Here is a 20,689-nt window from a genome sequence, read left to right on the forward strand (position 1 = left end):
TTACAAAAACTTTTATCTTTTGAAATGCCTTATATACCAATAATGAAAGCGTATACAGTATAGTTTGATTAATCTAAATTGTCTAATAATTTTAAAAAAGGCTGTTGACACTGCGTCCAAAGCGGCGTAATATGAGTTCAACAAAAGATAAACGCAAGTTTCACAAGCACAAATGATTGCAATAGGATACTAAAAAAATGAAAAAAAAACGATCTTCTTGGACGGCAGAATAGATGTTCAAGGGACTGAATATGAAAAGCGCAGATGAGGATAAGTAGCCTTGAAAAAGCTTTCCACAGAGAACCGGATTAGCTGAGAACCGGCGAAGCTTTACAAGGTGAACTCGCCTCAGAGTGCCAGTCTGAAATCACAGTAGGACTTGGCCGGGTGAACGATGATGTTTACTCGTTATTAAAACGGATAGGAATATCCATGAGACGGCCGTATCAAAGGCCGTAAACAAGGGTGGTACCGCGGAAAGAAGAGCCTTTTCGCCCCTTTTGGCTATCGCATTCACTGCGCAGCTGATTGTGGGCGGAAGGGCTTTTTTTATTGAATATTCAGCTATAAAGCTAATAATTGATGATCTTTAGAGGATGAAAATCCAAAAGGAGGAACTAAAAATGGGGACTAATGTACAGGTGGATTCAGCATCTGCCAAATGTACACAGACGATGAGCGGAGCGTTAATGCTGATTGAATCATTAAAGAAAGAAAAAGTAGAAATGATATTCGGCTATCCGGGCGGAGCTGTACTTCCGATCTACGATAAGCTGTACAATTCGGGAATGGTACATATCCTTCCCCGACACGAGCAAGGCGCTATTCATGCAGCGGAAGGATACGCGAGAGTTTCTGGAAAACCAGGGGTCGTTATTGCGACATCAGGCCCGGGAGCGACAAACCTTGTTACTGGACTTGCGGATGCTATGATTGATTCGCTGCCTTTAGTCGTCTTTACAGGACAGGTGGCAACCTCCGTTATCGGCACCGACGCTTTTCAGGAAGCGGACATTCTAGGAATTACAATGCCGGTTACAAAACACAGCTATCAGGTCCGCCAGCCGGAAGATCTGCCGCGCATCATTAAAGAAGCATTCCATATTGCAACAACGGGAAGACCGGGACCAGTACTAATCGATATTCCGAAAGATGTTGCAACAATTGAAGGGGAATTCAGCTATGATCACGAGATGAATCTCCCGGGATATCAGCCGACAACGGAGCCGAATTATTTGCAGATTCGCAAGCTTGTGGAAGCCGTAAGCAGCGCAAAGAAACCGGTTATCCTAGCGGGCGCGGGCGTATTGCACGGAAAAGCGTCAGAAGAATTAAAAAATTATGCCGAGCAGCAGCAAATTCCGGTTGTACACACGCTTTTAGGGCTCGGGGGGTTCCCGGCAGACCATCCGCTTTTCTTAGGAATGGCGGGTATGCACGGCACTTATACAGCGAACATGGCTCTTCATGACTGTGATCTTTTAATCAGTATCGGCGCCCGTTTTGATGACCGTGTCACCGGAAACCTGAAGCATTTTGCGAGAAACGCAAAGATTGCCCACATTGATATTGATCCGGCTGAAATCGGAAAAATCATGAAAACACAGATTCCGGTTGTCGGCGACAGCAAAGTTGTCCTGCAAGAGCTGATCAAACAAAACGGCAAACAAGGCGATTCAAGCGAATGGAAAAAACAGCTTGCCGAGTGGAAAGAAGAGTATCCGCTCTGGTATGTAGACAATGAAGAAGAAGGCTTTAAACCTCAGAAACTGATTGAGTACATTCATCAATTTACAAAGGGCGAAGCCATTGTCGCAACGGATGTCGGCCAGCATCAAATGTGGTCAGCACAATTTTATCCGTTCCAAAAGGCAGATAAATGGGTGACATCAGGCGGTCTTGGAACGATGGGTTTCGGCCTTCCGGCAGCGATTGGCGCACAGCTGGCCGATAAAGATGCAACCGTGGTGGCGGTGCTTGGAGACGGCGGTTTTCAAATGACGCTTCAGGAACTTGATGTTATTCGCGAATTGAATCTGCCGGTTAAAGTTGTGATCTTGAATAACGCTTGTCTCGGAATGGTAAGACAGTGGCAGGAAATTTTCTATGAAGAGCGTTATTCAGAATCTAAATTCGCTTCACAGCCTGACTTTGTCAAATTGTCAGAAGCATACGGCATTAAAGGCATCAGAATCTCCTCTGATGCAGAAGCGAAGGAAAAGCTGGAAGAGGCATTAACATCAAAAGAACCGGTTGTCATTGACGTTCGGGTTGCCAGTGAAGAAAAAGTATTCCCGATGGTGGCTCCGGGGAAAGGGCTGCATGAAATGGTGGGGGTGAAACCTTGAAAAGAATTATCACATTGACTGTGGTGAACCGCTCCGGCGTGTTAAACCGGATCACCGGTCTATTCACAAAAAGACACTACAACATTGAAAGCATTACAGTTGGACACACAGAAACAACCGGCGTTTCCAGAATCACCTTTGTTGTTCACGTTGAAGGAGAAAATGATGTTGAACAGCTGACAAAACAGCTCAACAAACAGATTGATGTGCTGAAAGTCACAGACATCACTAATCAATCGATTGTCCAGAGGGAACTGGCCTTAATTAAGGTCGTTTCCGCACCGTCAACGAGAACAGAGATTAATGGAATCATAGAGCCGTTCAGAGCCTCTGTCGTTGATGTCAGCAGAGACAGCATCGTTGTTCAGGTGACAGGCGAATCTAACAAAATCGAAGCGCTTATTGAACTGTTAAAACCTTATGGCATTAAAGAAATCGCGAGAACAGGTACAACGGCTTTTGCGAGGGGAACCCAGCAAAAGGCGTCATCCAATAAAACAATATCTATTGTATAAAACATAACAAGGGAGAGATTGAAATGGTAAAAGTATATTATAACGGTGATATCAAAGAAAACGTATTGGCTGGGAAAACAGTAGCGATTATCGGCTATGGCTCACAAGGGCATGCACATGCGCTGAACCTAAAAGAAAGCGGAATTGACGTGATTGTCGGTGTCAGACAAGGAAAATCTTTCACTCAGGCGCAAGAAGACGGACATCGAGTATTTTCAGTAAAAGAAGCTGCGGCTCAAGCTGAAATCATTATGGTTCTTCTTCCGGATGAACAGCAGCAAAAAGTATATGAAGCTGAAATCAAAGATGAGCTGACTGCAGGCAAATCATTGGTCTTCGCTCACGGATTTAACGTTCATTTCCACCAAATTGTTCCTCCGGCAGATGTTGACGTATTCTTGGTAGCGCCTAAAGGTCCTGGACATTTGGTTAGAAGAACATATGAGCAGGGAGCAGGCGTACCGGCGTTGTTCGCGATCTATCAGGATGTGACAGGTGAAGCGAAAGATAAAGCTTTGGCATATGCAAAAGGAATCGGCGGAGCAAGAGCAGGCGTTTTGGAAACGACATTTAAAGAAGAAACAGAAACGGATCTGTTCGGTGAGCAAGCTGTACTTTGCGGAGGATTAACGTCCCTAGTAAAAGCTGGTTTTGAAACATTAACTGAAGCTGGTTATCAGCCGGAACTTGCATACTTTGAATGTCTTCATGAGCTGAAATTGATCGTTGACCTTATGTATGAAGAAGGATTGGCAGGCATGAGATACTCTATTTCTGATACTGCTCAATGGGGAGACTTCGTATCCGGGCCGCGTGTTGTAGACGCAAAAGTAAAAGAATCAATGAAAGAAGTCTTAAAAGATATCCAAGACGGAACATTTGCAAAAGAGTGGATCGTAGAAAACCAAGTAAACCGTCCTCGTTTCAACGCAATCAATACGAGCGAAAACGAACATCAAATCGAAGTGGTGGGAAGAAAGCTTCGTGAAATGATGCCGTTTGTCAAACAAGGCAAGAAGAAGGAAGCGGTGGTCTCCGTTGCGCAAAATTAATTTTTTCGATACGACGCTTCGTGATGGTGAACAGTCCCCTGGAGTAAACTTAAATACACAGGAGAAACTTGCCATAGCAAAGCAGCTCGAAAGACTCGGGGCGGATATCATTGAAGCGGGATTTCCCGCTTCGTCCCGAGGTGACTTTTTAGCTGTGCAGGAAATCGCAAGAACCATTAAAAATTGTTCTGTGACAGGTCTTGCCCGCTGTGTAAAAGGTGATATTGATGCTGCGTGGGAAGCGTTAAAAGACGGTGCTCAGCCAAGAATTCACGTGTTCATTGCCACATCGGACATTCATTTAAAACACAAGCTGAAAATGACGCGTGAACAGGTCATTGAAAGAGCGGTTGAGATGGTGAAATACGCAAAAGAGCGTTTCCCGATTGTTCAATGGTCTGCTGAGGATGCCTGCCGAACTGAACTGCCGTTTTTAGCAGAAATCGTAGAAAAAGTGATCGATGCAGGGGCTACTGTCATCAACCTTCCGGATACAGTCGGCTATTTGGCTCCGGCTGAGTACGGGAATATCTTTAAATATATGAAAGAGAACGTTCCAAACATACATCAAGCAAAGCTGTCAGCTCACTGCCACGATGATTTGGGAATGGCAGTCGCCAATTCTCTCTCAGCGATCGAAAATGGAGCTGATCAAATTGAATGTGCGATTAACGGAATTGGTGAAAGAGCCGGAAACGCTGCCTTAGAGGAAATCGCAGTTGCCCTTCATACCAGAAAGGATTTCTATCAAGTCGAAACAGGCATTACGCTAAATGAAATAAAACGCACTAGTGATTTAGTAAGTAAGTTCACAGGTATGGTTGTTCCGCGAAATAAAGCGGTAGTGGGCGACAATGCATTTGCTCATGAATCAGGCATCCACCAGGACGGCTTCTTAAAAGAAAAATCAACATACGAAATTATTTCACCAGAGCTTGTCGGTGTAACGGCAGATGCGCTTGTCCTAGGCAAGCATTCAGGACGCCATGCATTTAAAGACCGGCTGACGGCATTGGGATTCCAATTTGATAGTGAAGAGATTAATAAGTTCTTTACGATGTTTAAAGAGTTGACTGAGAAGAAAAAAGAAATCACTGATGAGGATCTTGTCTCTCTTATTTTAGAAGAAAAAGTAACAGACCGCAAGATTGGGTATGAATTTCTTTCTCTGCAAGTCCATTATGGAACATCTCAGGTTCCTACGGCTACGGTTTCTTTGAAAAACCAAGAAAACGCCCAGCTTATTCAGGAAGCGGCTACAGGAGCCGGAAGCGTGGAAGCGATATACAATACCCTTGAACGCTGTATCGATAAAGATGTGGAGCTCTTAGACTACCGCATTCAGTCCAATAGAAAAGGCGAAGACGCATTTGCCCAGGTTTATGTAAGAGTAGTAGTAAACGGAAAAGAATCAGCAGGGCGGGGCATAGCGCAAGACGTATTAGAAGCTTCGGCGAAAGCCTATCTGAACGCAGTCAACCGTCAATTGGTTTTCCAGTCTAATATGAACGGACTGCAAAACCATACAGCTGTCGGATCATAAAAGAAAGGAGAACGGTTAATTTGAAGAAACGGATTGCTCTATTGCCCGGAGACGGGATCGGCCCTGAAGTATTAGAATCAGCGATAGACGTGCTGAAAAGTGTTGCCGAACGCTTCAGCCATGAATTTGAATTTGAATACGGCCTTATTGGAGGAGCGGCAATTGACGAACACAACAACCCTCTCCCAGAGGAAACCATTGCGATTTGTAAAAAGGCTGATGCTATTTTGCTTGGTGCTGTCGGCGGCCCGAAATGGGATCAAAACCCTTCGGAGCTGAGGCCCGAAAAAGGGCTGCTCGGCATTAGAAAACAGCTTGACCTGTTTGCGAATTTACGGCCTGTGAAAGTGTTTGAAAGCCTTTCTGACGCTTCGCCTTTGAAAAAAGAATATATTGATAACGTTGATTTCGTTATCGTTCGTGAACTGACAGGCGGTTTGTATTTCGGCCAGCCGAGCAAACGCTATGTAAACAGTGAAGGTGAGCAAGAAGCGGTAGACACACTGTTTTATAAGAGGGAAGAAATTGAACGCGTGATCAGAGAGGGCTTTAAAATGGCGGCTGCCAGAAAAGGCAAGGTTACCTCTGTTGATAAAGCGAACGTGCTTGAATCAAGCAGGCTGTGGCGCGAAGTGGCTGAAGACGTCGCAAAAGACTTTCCTGATGTGAAACTTGAGCATATGCTCGTTGATAACGCGGCTATGCAGCTGATTTATGCACCGAATCAATTTGATGTCGTGGTGACTGAAAATATGTTTGGTGACATTTTAAGCGACGAAGCGTCCATGCTAACAGGTTCTCTCGGAATGCTTCCGTCAGCCAGCCTATCAAGCTCAGGACTCCATTTGTTCGAGCCTGTACATGGCTCTGCACCTGACATAGCAGGGAAAGGAATGGCAAATCCATTTGCGGCTATATTGTCAGCGGCAATGCTTTTGAGAACATCTTTCGGGCTTGAAGAAGAAGCGAAAGCTGTAGAAGATGCGGTCAATCAGGTTCTTACCTCTGGAAAAAGAACAAGAGACTTGGCAAGAGGTGAAGAATACAGCAGCACTCAGGCCATTACAGGGGAAGTTAAGACAGCATTGATGAGTGAAAATACAATTTCTAACGTGTGACAGCTTATGGTGTAAGCGGTCTTAGTTCATAGGTAGAGGGAGGAAATAAAGATGATGCCTCGAACGATCATCGAAAAGATTTGGGATCAGCATATTGTAAAACATGGTGAGGGAAAACCGGATCTTCTCTATATTGATTTGCATCTCATCCATGAGGTGACATCCCCTCAGGCATTTGAAGGGTTGAGACAAAAGGGAAGAAAGGTCAGAAAACCGCAAAATACTTTCGCGACGATGGATCACAACATTCCAACCGTCAATCGCTTTGAGATAACGGATGAAGTTGCGAAACGACAAGTGACAGCGCTTGAGCGGAACTGCGAAGAGTTTGGCGTACGCCTTGCCGATCTTCACAGTGTAGATCAGGGGATTGTCCATGTAGTCGGGCCTGAGCTTGGCTTAACGCTTCCGGGAAAAACGATCGTATGCGGCGACAGTCATACTTCAACTCACGGTGCATTCGGCTCCCTGGCATTTGGAATTGGAACGAGTGAGGTTGAACATGTTCTTTCTACACAGACACTCTGGCAGCAGCGTCCGAAAACGCTTGAGGTGCGTGTAGACGGGACACTGCAAAAAGGGGTAACCGCAAAGGATGTCATTCTTGCTGTTATCGGTAAATACGGCGTAAAATTCGGCACCGGTTACGTCATTGAATACACTGGGGAAGTATTCAGAAACATGACGATGGATGAGCGGATGACCGTTTGCAACATGTCAATTGAAGCCGGAGCAAGAGCAGGTTTGATTGCGCCTGACGAAGTGACATTTGAATATTGCAAAAATCGCAAGTATTCGCCAAAAGGAGAAGAATTTGATAAAGCCGTAGAAGAATGGAAAGCGCTGCGCACTGATCCAGGCGCTGTTTACGATAAATCAATAGTGCTTGACGGCAATGACATTTCTCCTATGGTGACATGGGGTATCAACCCGGGAATGGTTCTTCCTGTCGATTCTGAAGTTCCGGCACCGGAAAGCTTTTCAGCGGAAGATGACAAAAAAGAAGCGATTCGCGCTTATGAATATATGGGGCTGACACCTCATCAGAAAATTGAAGACATCAAAGTGGAGCACGTATTTATCGGTTCCTGTACAAATTCACGCATGACTGACCTCCGCCAGGCTGCCGATATGATCAAAGGAAAAAAGGTAGCTGAAAGTGTTAGAGCAATCGTCGTGCCTGGATCTCAGAGCATAAAACTTCAGGCTGAAAAGGAAGGGCTTCATCAGATCTTCTTAGACGCTGGATTTGAATGGAGAGAATCAGGCTGCAGCATGTGTTTGAGCATGAATAATGACGTTGTTCCTGAAGGAGAGCGCTGTGCGTCAACCTCTAACCGCAACTTTGAGGGGAGACAAGGAAAAGGCGCAAAAACACATCTCGTCAGCCCTGCGATGGCTGCGATGGCCGCCATTCACGGCCATTTCGTGGATGTCAGGAAGTTTTATCAGGAAAAAACAGTTGTGTAAGGAGTGCACGAGATGGAACCTTTGAAAACACATACGGGGAAAGCGGCCGTATTAAATCGTATTAATGTTGATACAGATCAGATCATTCCGAAACAATTTCTGAAGAGAATAGAAAGAACGGGCTACGGCCGTTTTGCATTCTTTGACTGGAGATACGATGCGAATGGTGAACCGAACCCAGAATTTGAACTGAACCAGCCGGCTTATGAAGGGGCATCCATTTTAATAGCGGGAGAAAACTTCGGCTGCGGGTCATCGCGTGAACACGCTCCGTGGGCGCTTGATGATTACGGCTTTAAAATCATTATCGCACCGTCATTTGCCGATATATTTCACCAAAACTGCTTTAAAAACGGTATGCTGCCGATTCGCATGCCGTATGACAATTGGAAAAAGCTTGTCGGACAATACGAAAATCAGTCACTGCAAATGACAGTCGATCTTGAGAATCAGCTTATTCACGACAGCGAAGGCAATCAGATTACATTCGAAGTCGATCCGCATTGGAAAGAAATGCTGATCAACGGCTATGATGAAATTTCTTTAACGCTTTTACTTGAAGATGAAATCAAGCAATTTGAGTCGCAGAGAAGCTCTTGGCTTCAAGCTTAAAAAAGCTGCCCGGCAATTTGTCCGGCAGCTTTTTTTGCCTGGCAGAACCTTTCCTTTCTTGTTTTTGTGTACGGGTGTTGATACACTTGAACAAAATAAATGCCTGAAAGGAATATAGGTATGACGCATGACAAGAAAAACGCAAAAATTATTCCTTTTCCTCATTTGAAAGACCGTCTGGTGGAAAAAGGAATGTCCTCGCTGAAGGAGAAAAAGTATCAAGAGGCGCTGGAACTGTTTTCAGAAGCAATGAAATATGATGATACTGAATCAGATCTTCACTTGGGCATGGCCATTTGCTTTTTGGAGCTGGGCGAATTGGAAGAGGCAAAACGTGTATGCGAAAAGATGCTGAAAGAAGGATATGGCCAGTATTTTACGGTTTTACAAGTGTACATGACGATCTTAATACAGCTTAAGAAATACGAAGAAGTAAAACGCACGATTGAAGCCGTTCTTGAGGAAAATCAGCTGCCTGCGGAAAGCGCCGAGCAATTTTATAAACTGCTTGATTTCAGCCGTAAAATGACCGATCCAGAGCGAGAGGACGAGGCTTGGGCAGAAGAGTATGAAGATGTGATCGACACGGAGAAAGTGTTAGCCAGCCCAGAGGAACAAATGAATTTGATCCATTCATTGAAAGATCGCAATGTAGCGAAGTATACGGGGCTGTTAAAAACAATTCTTGAAGATCCCGCTGCTCACCCGATTATCAAGACGATGATCGTGATGTTAATGGCGGAACACGACTACAGCAAACCGGTCCACATTACAAAATTCGGAGACTCTATGACAATCGAGCCGAGCGAGACTGTCCCGCCTGATGCCTCCCCGATTTTGCACCGCGTTCTCCGGGTGCTGGATGAAACGCTTGGGAATGAAAATCCAACCCTGTATGCAGCGGTAGAAGAACTGTGGAGAAGACATTTGTACGTTTTATATCCATTTCAGCCTAAATTGCTGTCTGCTGATCTTTGGGCGGCGGCCCTGCATAAAGTCGGCTATGAAATGCATGGGATTGAGATTGAAAGCGAAGAGCTGCATATGATGTATGAATTTACCGACAGAGAACTTGATGAAGCGTGCACAATGATTAAAGATATTGAAGAAATTTCTTATTTGTAAATCACGCCATATAGTTGAAAGCGGTATGTGTTATGTTATAATATAATGGTTGTATTTGTGTATAACGGGTTATCAGAAATACGGTTGGACAGGCTTTACAGTTCATTATTAAAATGTATACATAATGATTCTGATCTTTGGCAGCTTCGTTTTTGTTGGACGAAGCCGAATGATTGCTTTAGAATGGAAGACCGACACAACCTGAATAGATTTTTGGAGGGAAACACATGTCTGTAAAATGGGAAAAACAAGAAGGCAACGAAGGCGTTTTAACTGTTGAAGTTGATGCTGAAACATTTAAAACGGCACTTGATGATGCATTTAAAAAAGTAGTTAAGCAAGTTTCAATTCCTGGATTCCGTAAAGGGAAAATTCCTCGCGGTTTATTCGAACAGCGCTTTGGCGTAGAAGCTCTTTACCAAGATGCTTTGGATATTCTTCTTCCTGTAGAATACCCTAAAGCGGTTGAAGAAGCTGGAATCGAGCCTGTAGACCGTCCTGAAATCGATGTTGAAAAAATCGAAAAAGGCGAAAGCTTAATCTTCACTGCAAAAGTAACAGTGAAACCTGAAGTGAAGCTTGGCGAATACAAAGGCTTAGGCATCGAAAAAGACGACACAGCTGTAACTGACGAAGATGTTCAAAACGAACTAAAAGCGCTTCAAGAGCGTCAAGCTGAGCTTGTTGTAAAAGAAGAAGGCGCTATTGAAGAAGGAAACACTGTTGTTCTTGACTTCGAAGGATTTGTTGACGGCGAAGCATTCGAAGGCGGAAAAGCTGAAAACTATTCACTTGAAGTGGGTTCTGGTTCATTCATTCCTGGCTTCGAAGATCAGTTAGTCGGCCTTGAAGCAGGTGCTGAGAAGGATGTTGAAGTAACATTCCCTGAAGAGTACCACGCTGAAGATCTTGCCGGCAAACCAGCTGTCTTCAAAGTGAAAATTCACGAAATCAAAGCGAAAGAGCTTCCTGAGCTTGACGATGAATTCGCAAAAGATATCGATGAAGAAGTGGAAACACTTGCTGAATTGACTGAAAAAACGAAGAAACGCTTAGAAGAAGCAAAAGAAAACGAAGCTGACGCTAAATTGCGTGAAGAACTTGTTCTGAAAGCTTCTGAAAACGCTGAAATCGATGTTCCTCAAGCGATGATCGACACTGAGCTTGACCGCATGCTAAAAGAATTCGAACAGCGTCTTCAAATGCAAGGCATGAACCTTGAGCTTTACACTCAATTCTCAGGTCAAGACGAAGCTGCGTTAAAAGAGCAAATGAAAGAAGATGCTGCAAAACGCGTTAAATCTAACCTGACTCTTGAGGCGATTGCGAAAGCGGAAAACCTTGAAGTAACAGATGAGGAAGTTGATGCTGAGCTTTCTAAAATGGCTGAAGCATACAACATGCCTGTTGAAAACATCAAACAAGCCATCGGTTCTACTGACGCGATGAAAGAAGATTTAAAAGTTCGCAAAGCAATTGATTTTCTTGTAGAAAACCGTTAATATGGTGCATAATAATAGTAATAATAAAACAGGGCGCGAATCATTCGTGCCTTGTTTTGTACAATTATGATATATCTCTTTTTCTTGGGGCAAGATAGTTAATGCAGGGCTGTTTTTTGTCATACATATAGAATGTGCAAGTCAGAAACACAATGTTACCGTCTTTTTGGAAAGTATGGTAAAATGCAATACATACTCGTTCGTTTCAAGAATCATTTTCTTTTGCTCTGCCGGTAAAAGAAAAAGTGAGACAAGATTAAGGGGTGAAAGAATGTTTAAATTCAACGAGGAAAAAGGACAATTAAAATGCTCGTTCTGTGGAAAAACACAAGATCAGGTTCGTAAGCTTGTAGCTGGACCTGGTGTATATATATGTGACGAATGTATCGAACTCTGCACTGAAATTGTGGAGGAAGAACTCGGAACAGAAGAAGAAGTAGAATTTAAAGATGTGCCGAAGCCGCAGGAAATCCGCGAAATTCTGAATGAATATGTCATCGGCCAGGATCAAGCAAAGAAATCACTCGCTGTTGCTGTGTATAACCACTATAAGCGCATTAACTCCAACAGCAAAGTGGACGATGTCGAGCTTTCGAAAAGTAACATTTCATTAATCGGCCCGACAGGAAGCGGTAAAACCCTTCTTGCCCAAACGTTAGCCCGTATTTTAAATGTGCCGTTTGCGATTGCTGACGCTACGTCCCTGACAGAAGCTGGATATGTGGGTGAAGATGTAGAGAATATTCTCTTGAAACTCATCCAAGCTGCTGACTACGACGTGGAAAAAGCGGAAAAAGGCATTATTTATATTGATGAAATCGATAAAGTGGCAAGAAAGTCTGAAAACCCGTCTATCACACGTGATGTGTCAGGTGAAGGTGTGCAGCAGGCATTGCTGAAAATTCTTGAAGGAACTGTGGCGAGTGTGCCGCCTCAAGGTGGACGTAAGCACCCTCATCAAGAGTTTATTCAAATTGACACAACAAACATTTTGTTCATTTGCGGCGGTGCCTTCGATGGTATCGAACAAATCATCAAACGCCGTTTAGGACAAAAAGTGATTGGCTTTGGTTCTGATAATAAGGTTGCAGATCTGGAGAAAGAAGACCTTCTTTCAAAAGTGCTTCCAGAAGACTTGCTCCGTTTCGGATTAATTCCGGAGTTCATCGGACGTCTTCCTGTGATTGCAAGCCTTGAAAAGCTTGATGAAGAAGCATTGGTTGCGATCTTAACAAAACCGAAAAACGCTCTTGTGAAGCAATTTAAGAAAATGCTTGAGCTGGATAATGTTGAGCTTGAGTTTGAAGAAGAAGCGCTGTCTGAAATTGCTAAGAAAGCAATTGAGCGTAAGACTGGAGCACGCGGACTCCGTTCTATCATTGAAGGTATTATGCTTGATGTGATGTTTGACCTGCCTTCCCGTGATGACATTGAAAAATGTGTGATTACTGGAGCGACTGTAACGCATGGAGAACCGCCTCGCCTTTTGTTAAAGGACGGTACTGAGGTTAGCCAAGATAAAACGTCTGCTTAAAAATGAAAAAAACCTCCTGAGTGGTAACATTCAGGAGGTTTTTTTGTTGTGTAAACTCTTCCGGAAAACGTTTATTCCCCTCTTCTGTGGGAGATACTAGCAATCAGAGGAATGAATTGGATACATAAATTGTTTTTCAGGAGGGACCACCATGAGTTGGACAGGGATCGCATTATTTATTCAGCTGTTTTTTGGGATCATCATTGGTTTGTATTTTTGGAATTTGCTTAAAAATCAGAGGACACAAAAAGTCACGATAGATAAGGAATCAAAGAAGGAGATGGAGCAGCTTCGCAAAATGAGGGCTATCAGCTTGTCCGAACCGTTATCTGAAAAGGTGCGCCCCAAAAGCTTTCAAGATATCGTCGGCCAGGAAGACGGGATTAAAGCGTTAAAAGCGGCGTTGTGCGGACCGAATCCCCAGCACGTCATTGTCTATGGACCGCCGGGAGTCGGAAAAACAGCTGCTGCACGGCTTGTGTTAGAGGAAGCCAAAAAACATAAGCAATCACCTTTTAAGGAGCAGGCTGTTTTTGTGGAACTCGATGCGACAACGGCTCGATTTGATGAAAGAGGAATTGCGGATCCGCTTATTGGATCTGTACATGATCCGATATACCAAGGCGCCGGAGCGATGGGACAGGCGGGTATTCCGCAGCCGAAGCAGGGGGCTGTCACTCATGCCCACGGCGGTGTATTGTTTATTGATGAAATTGGGGAGCTGCATCCTATTCAAATGAATAAAATGCTGAAGGTGCTTGAGGACCGGAAAGTCTTTTTAGACAGTGCTTATTACAGCGAAGAAAATACACAAATACCGAACCATATTCACGATATTTTTCAAAATGGGCTTCCAGCAGATTTTCGTCTGATCGGTGCGACAACAAGAATGCCAAATGAAATCCCTCCAGCAATTCGATCCCGCTGTCTAGAAGTGTTTTTCCGCGAGCTTGAGAAAGATGAGCTGAAATCAGTTGCCAAAACAGCAGTGGATAAGATTGAAAAGAATATTTCTGAAGAGGGGCTTGATTTGCTGACCAGCTATACACGGAACGGCCGGGAAGCAGTCAATATGATTCAAATTGCGGCGGGAATGGCGGTGACCGAGGACCGGAAGGACATCACCATTGAGGATATAGAATGGGTGATTCATTCCAGTCAGCTTACCCCTAAGCACGAGCAGAAAATCGGCTCTTCACCGCAAATCGGCATTGTAAATGGACTCGCAGTGTATGGCCCTAACAGCGGTTCGCTGCTGGAAATCGAAGTGAACGTAACACCGGCTCAGGATAAAGGTTCAATTAACATTACCGGAATAGCAGAAGAAGAAAGCATCGGCAGCCAATCAAAATCAATTCGCCGGAAAAGCATGGCAAAGGGCTCGGTTGAAAATGTGCTAACCGTACTGCGTACAATGGGAATGAAGCCTTCTGACTACGATATCCACATTAATTTTCCGGGCGGCATACCGATTGACGGGCCGTCAGCAGGTATTGCCATGGCGGCGGGAATTTTTTCAGCCGTTCATAAAATTCCGATTGACAACACGGTAGCTATGACAGGCGAGATCAGTCTAAACGGACTTGTAAAACCGATTGGAGGCGTTATTCCGAAAATTAAAGCCGCAAAACAGTCCGGTGCCAAAAAAGTCATTATCCCGTATGAAAATCAGCAATCAATTTTAAAACAGATTGAAGGAATCAAAATTGTGGCGGTGAAAACGTTCCAGGAAGTGCTTGATGAAATTTTAGTGAATCCGCCTACTGAACAAAAACCGTTAAACATGCAAATGAATAAAGAATCGGTCTGACCCTATTTTTAAAATAGGGTTTTTTTTATGAAGGACATCTTTTCCTTTTTCAGATCAGAAAGAAAGGGTATACTACGAGGAGACTGTGTTATAGAAAATCTGAACCATGCCGTTTATTGTACAAGGATGAAAAAGTTGTATTATAATGGTTCATACTAAAGTCACGGAGGTGTCAGTCACATGGCAGAAGAATTAAAACGCAGCATCCCGCTCCTCCCTTTAAGAGGTTTATTAGTGTACCCGACAATGGTTTTGCACTTAGATGTAGGACGTGACAAGTCGGTTCAGGCCCTTGAACAGGCAATGATGCATGATCATATGATATTTTTAGCCACTCAGCAGGATATTTCGATAGACGAACCGGGTGAAGACGAAATTTTTACTGTCGGCACCTATACGAAAATTAAACAAATGCTGAAGCTTCCGAACGGTACGATTCGTGTGCTGGTGGAAGGTATACAGCGCGCCCAGATCATTGAATACAATGAGCATGAGGATTATACGTCGGTGGACATTCAGCTGATCCATGAAGATGATTCAAAAGATACAGAAGACGAAGCGCTGATGCGGACTTTGTTGGACCACTTTGATCAGTACATAAAAATTTCTAAAAAAATCTCAGCCGAAACGTACGCCGCGGTTACTGATATCGAAGAGCCGGGCAGAATGGCAGACATTGTTGCTTCTCACCTGCCTCTTAAACTAAAGGATAAGCAGGATATTTTAGAAACGGCCGATGTCAAAGACAGACTGAATAAGGTCATTGATTTTATCAACAATGAAAAAGAAGTGCTTGAGATCGAGAAAAAAATCGGCCAGCGTGTCAAACGTTCAATGGAGCGTACGCAAAAGGAATATTATTTGCGCGAACAGATGAAGGCGATCCAAAAAGAGCTAGGCGATAAAGAAGGCAAAACAGGTGAAGTTCAATCGCTGACCGAAAAAATCGAAGAAGCGGGTATGCCTGACCATGTGAAGGAAACGGCTCTTAAAGAATTAAACAGATATGAAAAAATTCCGTCCAGTTCTGCCGAAAGTTCTGTTATCCGCAATTATATAGACTGGCTGGTTGCTCTCCCATGGACGGATGAGACAGAAGATAAGCTTGATTTAAAAGAGGCTGAACATCTTTTGGACAAAGAACATCATGGACTTGAAAAAGTGAAAGAACGTATTTTAGAGTATTTGGCGGTTCAGAAGCTGACAAAATCCTTAAAAGGCCCGATTCTCTGTTTGGCAGGACCTCCGGGGGTCGGAAAAACGTCCTTAGCCAAATCGATTGCTAAAAGTATGGATCGGAAGTTTGTCAGAATTTCACTTGGCGGGGTGCGCGACGAATCAGAAATTCGCGGGCACAGACGGACATATGTTGGGGCAATGCCGGGACGTATTATTCAAGGCATGAAAAAAGCCGGCAAGCTGAATCCGGTATTCTTACTGGATGAAATTGATAAAATGTCTTCTGATTTCAGAGGCGATCCGTCATCCGCAATGCTTGAAGTGCTTGATCCAGAGCAAAACAGCACCTTCAGCGACCACTACATTGAGGAGACCTTTGATCTGTCAAAAGTGCTCTTTATCGCTACGGCTAACAATTTGGCGACAATCCCAGGACCGCTTAGAGATAGAATGGAAATCATTAATATTGCGGGCTACACGGAAGTGGAAAAACTTGAAATTGTGAAAGATCACCTTCTTCCGAAGCAGATCAAGGAGCATGGGCTCAAAAAGAGCAACCTGCAGCTGCGTGATCAGGCCATTCTTGATATTATCCGTTATTATACGAGAGAAGCAGGTGTGAGAAATCTCGAGCGCCAGCTTGCTGCCATCTGCCGCAAGGCTGCAAAAGCCATTGTTTCTGAAGATAGAAAACGGATTACAGTTACAGAGAAAAATCTTCATGACTTTATCGGAAAACGAATGTTCAGATACGGACAAGCAGAAACGGAAGATCAGGTGGGCGTAGTCACGGGGCTGGCTTATACAACTGTCGGCGGAGATACGCTGTCGATCGAAGTATCGCTTTCTCCAGGGAAAGGCAAACTGATCCTGACAGGTAAGCTTGGCGATGTCATGAGAGAGTCTGCTCAGGCGGCTTTCAGCTACGTGCGTTCAAAAACAGAAGAACTTGGCATTGAACCTGACTTTCATGAGAAGTATGATATTCATATACATGTTCCTGAGGGTGCGGTGCCTAAAGATGGTCCGTCTGCCGGTATAACAATGGCGACTGCGCTTGTTTCTGCTTTAACAGGGCGGGCGGTATCGCGTAAAGTCGGAATGACTGGCGAAATTACACTTCGCGGGCGCGTGCTGCCGATCGGCGGACTGAAAGAAAAAGCGCTCGGGGCACATAGAGCAGGATTGACGACGATTATTGCGCCAAAAGATAATGAAAAAGATATAGAGGATATTCCAGAAAGCGTCAGAGAGGGGCTCACATTTATATTGGCATCCCACTTAGACGAAGTTTTGGAACATGCCTTAGTAGGAGAGAAGAAATGAAAGTCACAAAGTCAGAAATCGTAATCAGTGCAGTTAAACCTGAACAGTACCCTGAGGGGGGGCTTCCGGAGATTGCATTGGCCGGAAGATCGAACGTAGGAAAGTCATCTTTTATCAATTCATTGATTAATCGTAAAAATCTTGCGAGAACATCATCAAAACCGGGAAAAACACAAACATTAAATTTCTATATTATTAATGACGAATTGCATTTTGTTGATGTACCGGGTTACGGTTTTGCCAAAGTGTCAAAATCCGAGCGTGAAGCTTGGGGCAGAATGATTGAAACCTACATCACGACACGCGAGGAATTGAAAGCAGTTGTGCAGATTGTTGATTTGCGGCATGCACCGTCTAATGATGATGTGCAGATGTATGAATTCTTAAAGTATTACGGCATTCCTGTTATTATTATCGCTACAAAAGCGGACAAGATTCCGAAAGGAAAATGGGACAAACACGCGAAGGTTGTCCGACAGACATTAAATATTGATCCGGAAGACGAGCTGATTCTCTACTCCTCAGAAACGAAAAAGGGGAAAGACGAAGCTTGGGGAGTGATCAAAAAAATGATAAACCGGTAGAGATTGATCTCTGCCGGTTTTTTATTTATCGTATAGATTTTTTTCGTTTTATCAATAATAACAATAAACTGATTCCGATAAACACAAACGGCCAATACTCTTTCAGCAGGGTCGTGGGAATATGCGCAGACTCAAGCCAAGCCAAGCCATAATCTGTTTGAAAAAGTAAAGAAACAGGGAAAAACAAATCATCGAAACAGCTTCATATACATATTCTTTTTTCTGAACGGTTGAAACGAGAAGCGAGAAGCCGATCAAGAAGAGGAGCATTTCAAAATCATCCGGCCACCAAGTCCACTTCGGCTTAGCGAAAAAGTGCAAACCGATTCCGAAGAGAAGCAAGCCGATAAAGAAATGCGGGGAAACTGCTTCTTTTTTTCCTTGGTATATAAAGGCTGCGCCTAACAGCATAAGAAGAACAGGCCATTGATCCTGTCCTGAAAACAGTTCGGCTTGGCCGCTTTCAAGCCATGCGTATACGGAAGCGGCGAGCAGCAGACAAGGAAATAAAATTGATTTTTGTTTCATGCATATCACCTTCTTGTTATCTAGAGCTGATTCTTAGTAAATTTCTGCTGTTTTTGTTATTGTCAATAGGAACATATTTTGTTCGTGAAGCTTTTTCTAATATAGCACAAGATTTTTGAAATCTGTTCACATTTTGCGAAAGAAACTATGTTATAATTATTATAAATAATGAATTCTATGTTAGAATGATTATAAATAAAGTTTGGGTGTTGGGGGTGTAATAAAAGCTATGCATATACTTGTTGTGGGAGTAGATTATAAATCCGCCCCTATTGAGATACGTGAAAAAGTAAGTTTTCAGCCGAATGAGCTTGCAGAAGCGATGGTGCAGCTAAAAGCAGAGAAAAGCATTCTCGAAAATATCATCGTATCAACCTGCAACCGCACCGAAATTTATGCGGTAGTCGACCAGCTCCATACCGGCCGTTATTATATAAAGAAATTTTTAGCTGACTGGTTTCACTTAAGCAAAGAAGACCTGTCTCCGTTTTTAAGATTTTATGAAAGCGATGCGGCAGTTGAGCATTTGTTCCGTGTAGCCTGCGGATTGGATTCTATGGTGATCGGTGAAACACAAATTCTCGGCCAGGTGCGCGATAGCTTCAAAACAGCTCAGCAAGAAAAAACGATCGGCACGATTTTTAATGAGTTGTTTAAGCAGGCAGTTACAGTTGGTAAACGGACTCACGCCGAAACAGACATTGGCTCTAATGCAGTGTCTGTTAGCTATGCGGCCGTTGAGCTTGCGAAAAAAATCTTCGGAAACCTTTCAAGTAAGCATATATTAATCCTCGGTGCGGGAAAGATGGGCGAGCTTGCAGCCGAAAATCTGCACGGACAGGGGATCGGGAAAGTGACCGTCATTAACAGAACATACTTGAAAGCGAAAGAACTTGCAGACCGTTTCTCCGGTGAAGCGCGAAGCTTAAATCAGCTTGAAAGCGCGCTTGCGGAAGCCGATATTTTAATCAGCTCTACCGGTGCGAGTGATTTTGTTGTGTCTAAAGATATGATGGAAAACGCGAATAAGCTTCGCAAGGGCCGTCCTTTATTTATGGTGGACATCGCCGTGCCAAGAGACTTGGATCCCGCTTTGAACGATCTTGAGGGCGTCTTCCTTTATGATATAGACGATCTTGAAGGGATCGTAGAAGCGAACCTGAAAGAGCGGAGAGAAACCGCTGAGAAGGTGGAATTGTTAATCGAAGAAACCATTGTGGAATTTAAACAATGGCTGAATACACTTGGTGTAGTGCCTGTGATTTCCGCATTGCGTGAAAAGGCGCTGGCAATCCAGTCTGAAACGATGGACAGCATCGAACGGAAGCTGCCACATTTGACGACAAGAGAGAAAAAACTTTTGAATAAACATACGAAAAGTATCATTAACCAAATGCTACGCGACCCAATATTAAAGGTGAAAGAACTTGCGGCAGAGGCTGATTCTGAAGAAAAGCTGGCTTTATTTATGCAGATTTTTGATATTGAAGAAGCTGCGGGCCGGCAAATGATCAAAAGCGTTGAAGGCAGCCAAGAGGTCCATTCTTATAAGAAGGCTGAATCAAAAGCGGGCTTTGCCCCACTTGTAAGTGAGTGAATGCTGAATGATTGATACTGCAATGGCAAGACTTAATGAGGGAACAATCGTCATTTATGCATTAAGTGTACTCTTTTATTTTATAGACTTTCTTCAACACAACCGGAAGGCTGGAAAAATGGCCTTCTGGTTGCTTTCTATTGTCTGGACTCTGCAAACCGTGTATTTGGCCTATTTTATGTGGGTGACGGGGAGGTTTCCGGTACTAAATGTGACGGAGGCGCTTTATTTTTATGCTTGGGTGCTTGTCACACTGTCACTTGTGCTGACAAAGCTGCTGCGTGTTGATTTTATTGTGTTTTTTACAAATGTAATAGGGTTTGCTATGATCGCCATTCATACATTTTCACCGACCGAGCAGCAGTCAGCGGCTTTTTCGGGTCAGCTCGTATCAGAGCTATTAGTGATTCATATTACAATGGCGATTCTTTCTTACGGCGCTTTTTCCCTTTCATTTGTATTTTCTGTGCTCTATTTGTTTCAATATCATTTGTTAAAAAAGAAAAAATGGGGAAAGTGGCTGTTGAGAATAGAAGATTTGTCTAAGCTTGATTATATGGCGTACGTACTGAATGTCATTGGCGTCCCGATGCTCTTGCTGAGTTTGATTCTCGGCGTCATTTGGGCGTATGTGTCACTAGAAACGCTGTATTGGTTCGACGCCAAAGTGCTTGGTTCGTTTGTCGTCCTGCTTCTGTACAGCTACTATCTCTATATCAGGCTGATTAAAGAGCTTCAGGGGAAGGTCGCCGCACTGTGGAATACGGCTTGTTTTCTCGTGCTGATGATCAATTATTTCTTGCTCGGAAGCCTGTCTCAATTCCATTGGTTCAGTTAAATAATGTG

Annotated in this window: 15 protein-coding genes, 1 pseudogene and 1 other annotated feature; of the genes and pseudogenes, 15 read left to right on the plus strand and 1 reads right to left on the minus strand. The window is 43.8% G+C overall.

Going from position 1 to position 20,689, the window contains the following annotated elements; all coding sequences use genetic code 11:
* The first annotated feature begins 252 nt into the window (after positions 1-252).
* Positions 253-502, plus strand: a binding site (T-box leader).
* A gap of 121 nt (positions 503-623) precedes the next feature.
* The 13 genes from ilvB (at position 624) to yihA (ending at position 17,718) form a co-directional block, all read left to right on the plus strand.
* Positions 624-2,348 (plus strand): acetolactate synthase large subunit, encoded by a 1,725-nt coding sequence (gene ilvB / locus V6D42_RS01335; protein WP_010335193.1) that lies wholly within the window; start codon positions 624-626, stop codon positions 2,346-2,348.
* Complete coding sequence (ilvN, locus tag V6D42_RS01340) at positions 2,345-2,863, plus strand: acetolactate synthase small subunit (protein WP_003237622.1); 519 nt, start codon at positions 2,345-2,347, stop codon at positions 2,861-2,863. The genes ilvB and ilvN overlap by 4 nt, the downstream gene beginning before the upstream one ends.
* A gap of 23 nt (positions 2,864-2,886) precedes the next feature.
* Positions 2,887-3,915, plus strand: a complete 1,029-nt coding sequence (gene ilvC / locus V6D42_RS01345) for a ketol-acid reductoisomerase (RefSeq protein WP_059352245.1) — start codon at positions 2,887-2,889, stop codon at positions 3,913-3,915.
* On the plus strand, positions 3,902-5,458 hold the full coding sequence (locus V6D42_RS01350) for a 2-isopropylmalate synthase (protein ID WP_326205670.1): 1,557 nt from the start codon (positions 3,902-3,904) through the stop codon (positions 5,456-5,458). The genes ilvC and V6D42_RS01350 overlap by 14 nt, the downstream gene beginning before the upstream one ends.
* Positions 5,459-5,478: 20 nt before the next feature.
* A complete protein-coding gene (leuB, locus tag V6D42_RS01355) occupies positions 5,479-6,576 on the plus strand; it encodes a 3-isopropylmalate dehydrogenase (protein WP_333512158.1) in 1,098 nt (365 codons plus the stop codon).
* 51 nt (positions 6,577-6,627) lie between these two features.
* The gene (gene leuC, locus V6D42_RS01360; protein WP_333512159.1) at positions 6,628-8,046 is read left to right on the plus strand and encodes a 3-isopropylmalate dehydratase large subunit; all 1,419 of its coding nucleotides are present in this window, start codon (positions 6,628-6,630) and stop codon (positions 8,044-8,046) included.
* Between the two features lie 12 nt (positions 8,047-8,058).
* Positions 8,059-8,658, plus strand: a complete 600-nt coding sequence (gene leuD, locus V6D42_RS01365; protein ID WP_333512160.1) for a 3-isopropylmalate dehydratase small subunit — start codon at positions 8,059-8,061, stop codon at positions 8,656-8,658.
* A 120-nt stretch (positions 8,659-8,778) separates the two neighbouring features.
* The gene (gene ddcA / locus V6D42_RS01370; RefSeq protein ID WP_268445589.1) at positions 8,779-9,783 is read left to right on the plus strand and encodes a DNA damage checkpoint antagonist DdcA; all 1,005 of its coding nucleotides are present in this window, start codon (positions 8,779-8,781) and stop codon (positions 9,781-9,783) included.
* A gap of 227 nt (positions 9,784-10,010) precedes the next feature.
* The gene (tig, locus tag V6D42_RS01375) at positions 10,011-11,285 is read left to right on the plus strand and encodes a trigger factor (protein ID WP_326332325.1); all 1,275 of its coding nucleotides are present in this window, start codon (positions 10,011-10,013) and stop codon (positions 11,283-11,285) included.
* Between the two features lie 271 nt (positions 11,286-11,556).
* Complete coding sequence (gene clpX / locus V6D42_RS01380; protein WP_010335184.1) at positions 11,557-12,819, plus strand: ATP-dependent protease ATP-binding subunit ClpX; 1,263 nt, start codon at positions 11,557-11,559, stop codon at positions 12,817-12,819.
* 151 nt (positions 12,820-12,970) lie between these two features.
* The gene (gene lonB / locus V6D42_RS01385; RefSeq protein WP_333512161.1) at positions 12,971-14,629 is read left to right on the plus strand and encodes an ATP-dependent protease LonB; all 1,659 of its coding nucleotides are present in this window, start codon (positions 12,971-12,973) and stop codon (positions 14,627-14,629) included.
* Between the two features lie 180 nt (positions 14,630-14,809).
* On the plus strand, positions 14,810-17,134 hold the full coding sequence (lon, locus tag V6D42_RS01390) for an endopeptidase La (RefSeq protein ID WP_333512162.1): 2,325 nt from the start codon (positions 14,810-14,812) through the stop codon (positions 17,132-17,134).
* On the plus strand, positions 17,131-17,718 hold the full coding sequence (gene yihA, locus V6D42_RS01395; RefSeq protein WP_010335181.1) for a ribosome biogenesis GTP-binding protein YihA/YsxC: 588 nt from the start codon (positions 17,131-17,133) through the stop codon (positions 17,716-17,718). The genes lon and yihA overlap by 4 nt, the downstream gene beginning before the upstream one ends.
* A gap of 25 nt (positions 17,719-17,743) precedes the next feature.
* Here yihA and V6D42_RS01400 read toward each other — a convergent pair.
* Positions 17,744-18,246 (minus strand): annotated as a pseudogene (locus V6D42_RS01400) (hypothetical protein).
* A 229-nt stretch (positions 18,247-18,475) separates the two neighbouring features.
* On the opposite strand from V6D42_RS01400, the gene hemA reads away from it, so the two are divergent.
* Together hemA and V6D42_RS01410 are read left to right on the plus strand one after the other, a co-directional pair.
* Positions 18,476-19,843 (plus strand): glutamyl-tRNA reductase, encoded by a 1,368-nt coding sequence (gene hemA, locus V6D42_RS01405; RefSeq protein WP_333512163.1) that lies wholly within the window; start codon positions 18,476-18,478, stop codon positions 19,841-19,843.
* Positions 19,844-19,850: 7 nt separating this feature from the next.
* Positions 19,851-20,681: a cytochrome c biogenesis protein gene (locus tag V6D42_RS01410; RefSeq protein ID WP_010335178.1), complete on the plus strand. Its 831-nt coding sequence runs from the start codon at positions 19,851-19,853 to the stop codon at positions 20,679-20,681.
* Positions 20,682-20,689: the final 8 nt, after the last annotated feature.

This window comes from Bacillus sp. 0909A (assembly GCF_036765115.1).
In the GTDB taxonomy this organism is placed as follows: Bacteria; Bacillota; Bacilli; order Bacillales; family Bacillaceae; genus Bacillus; species Bacillus mojavensis.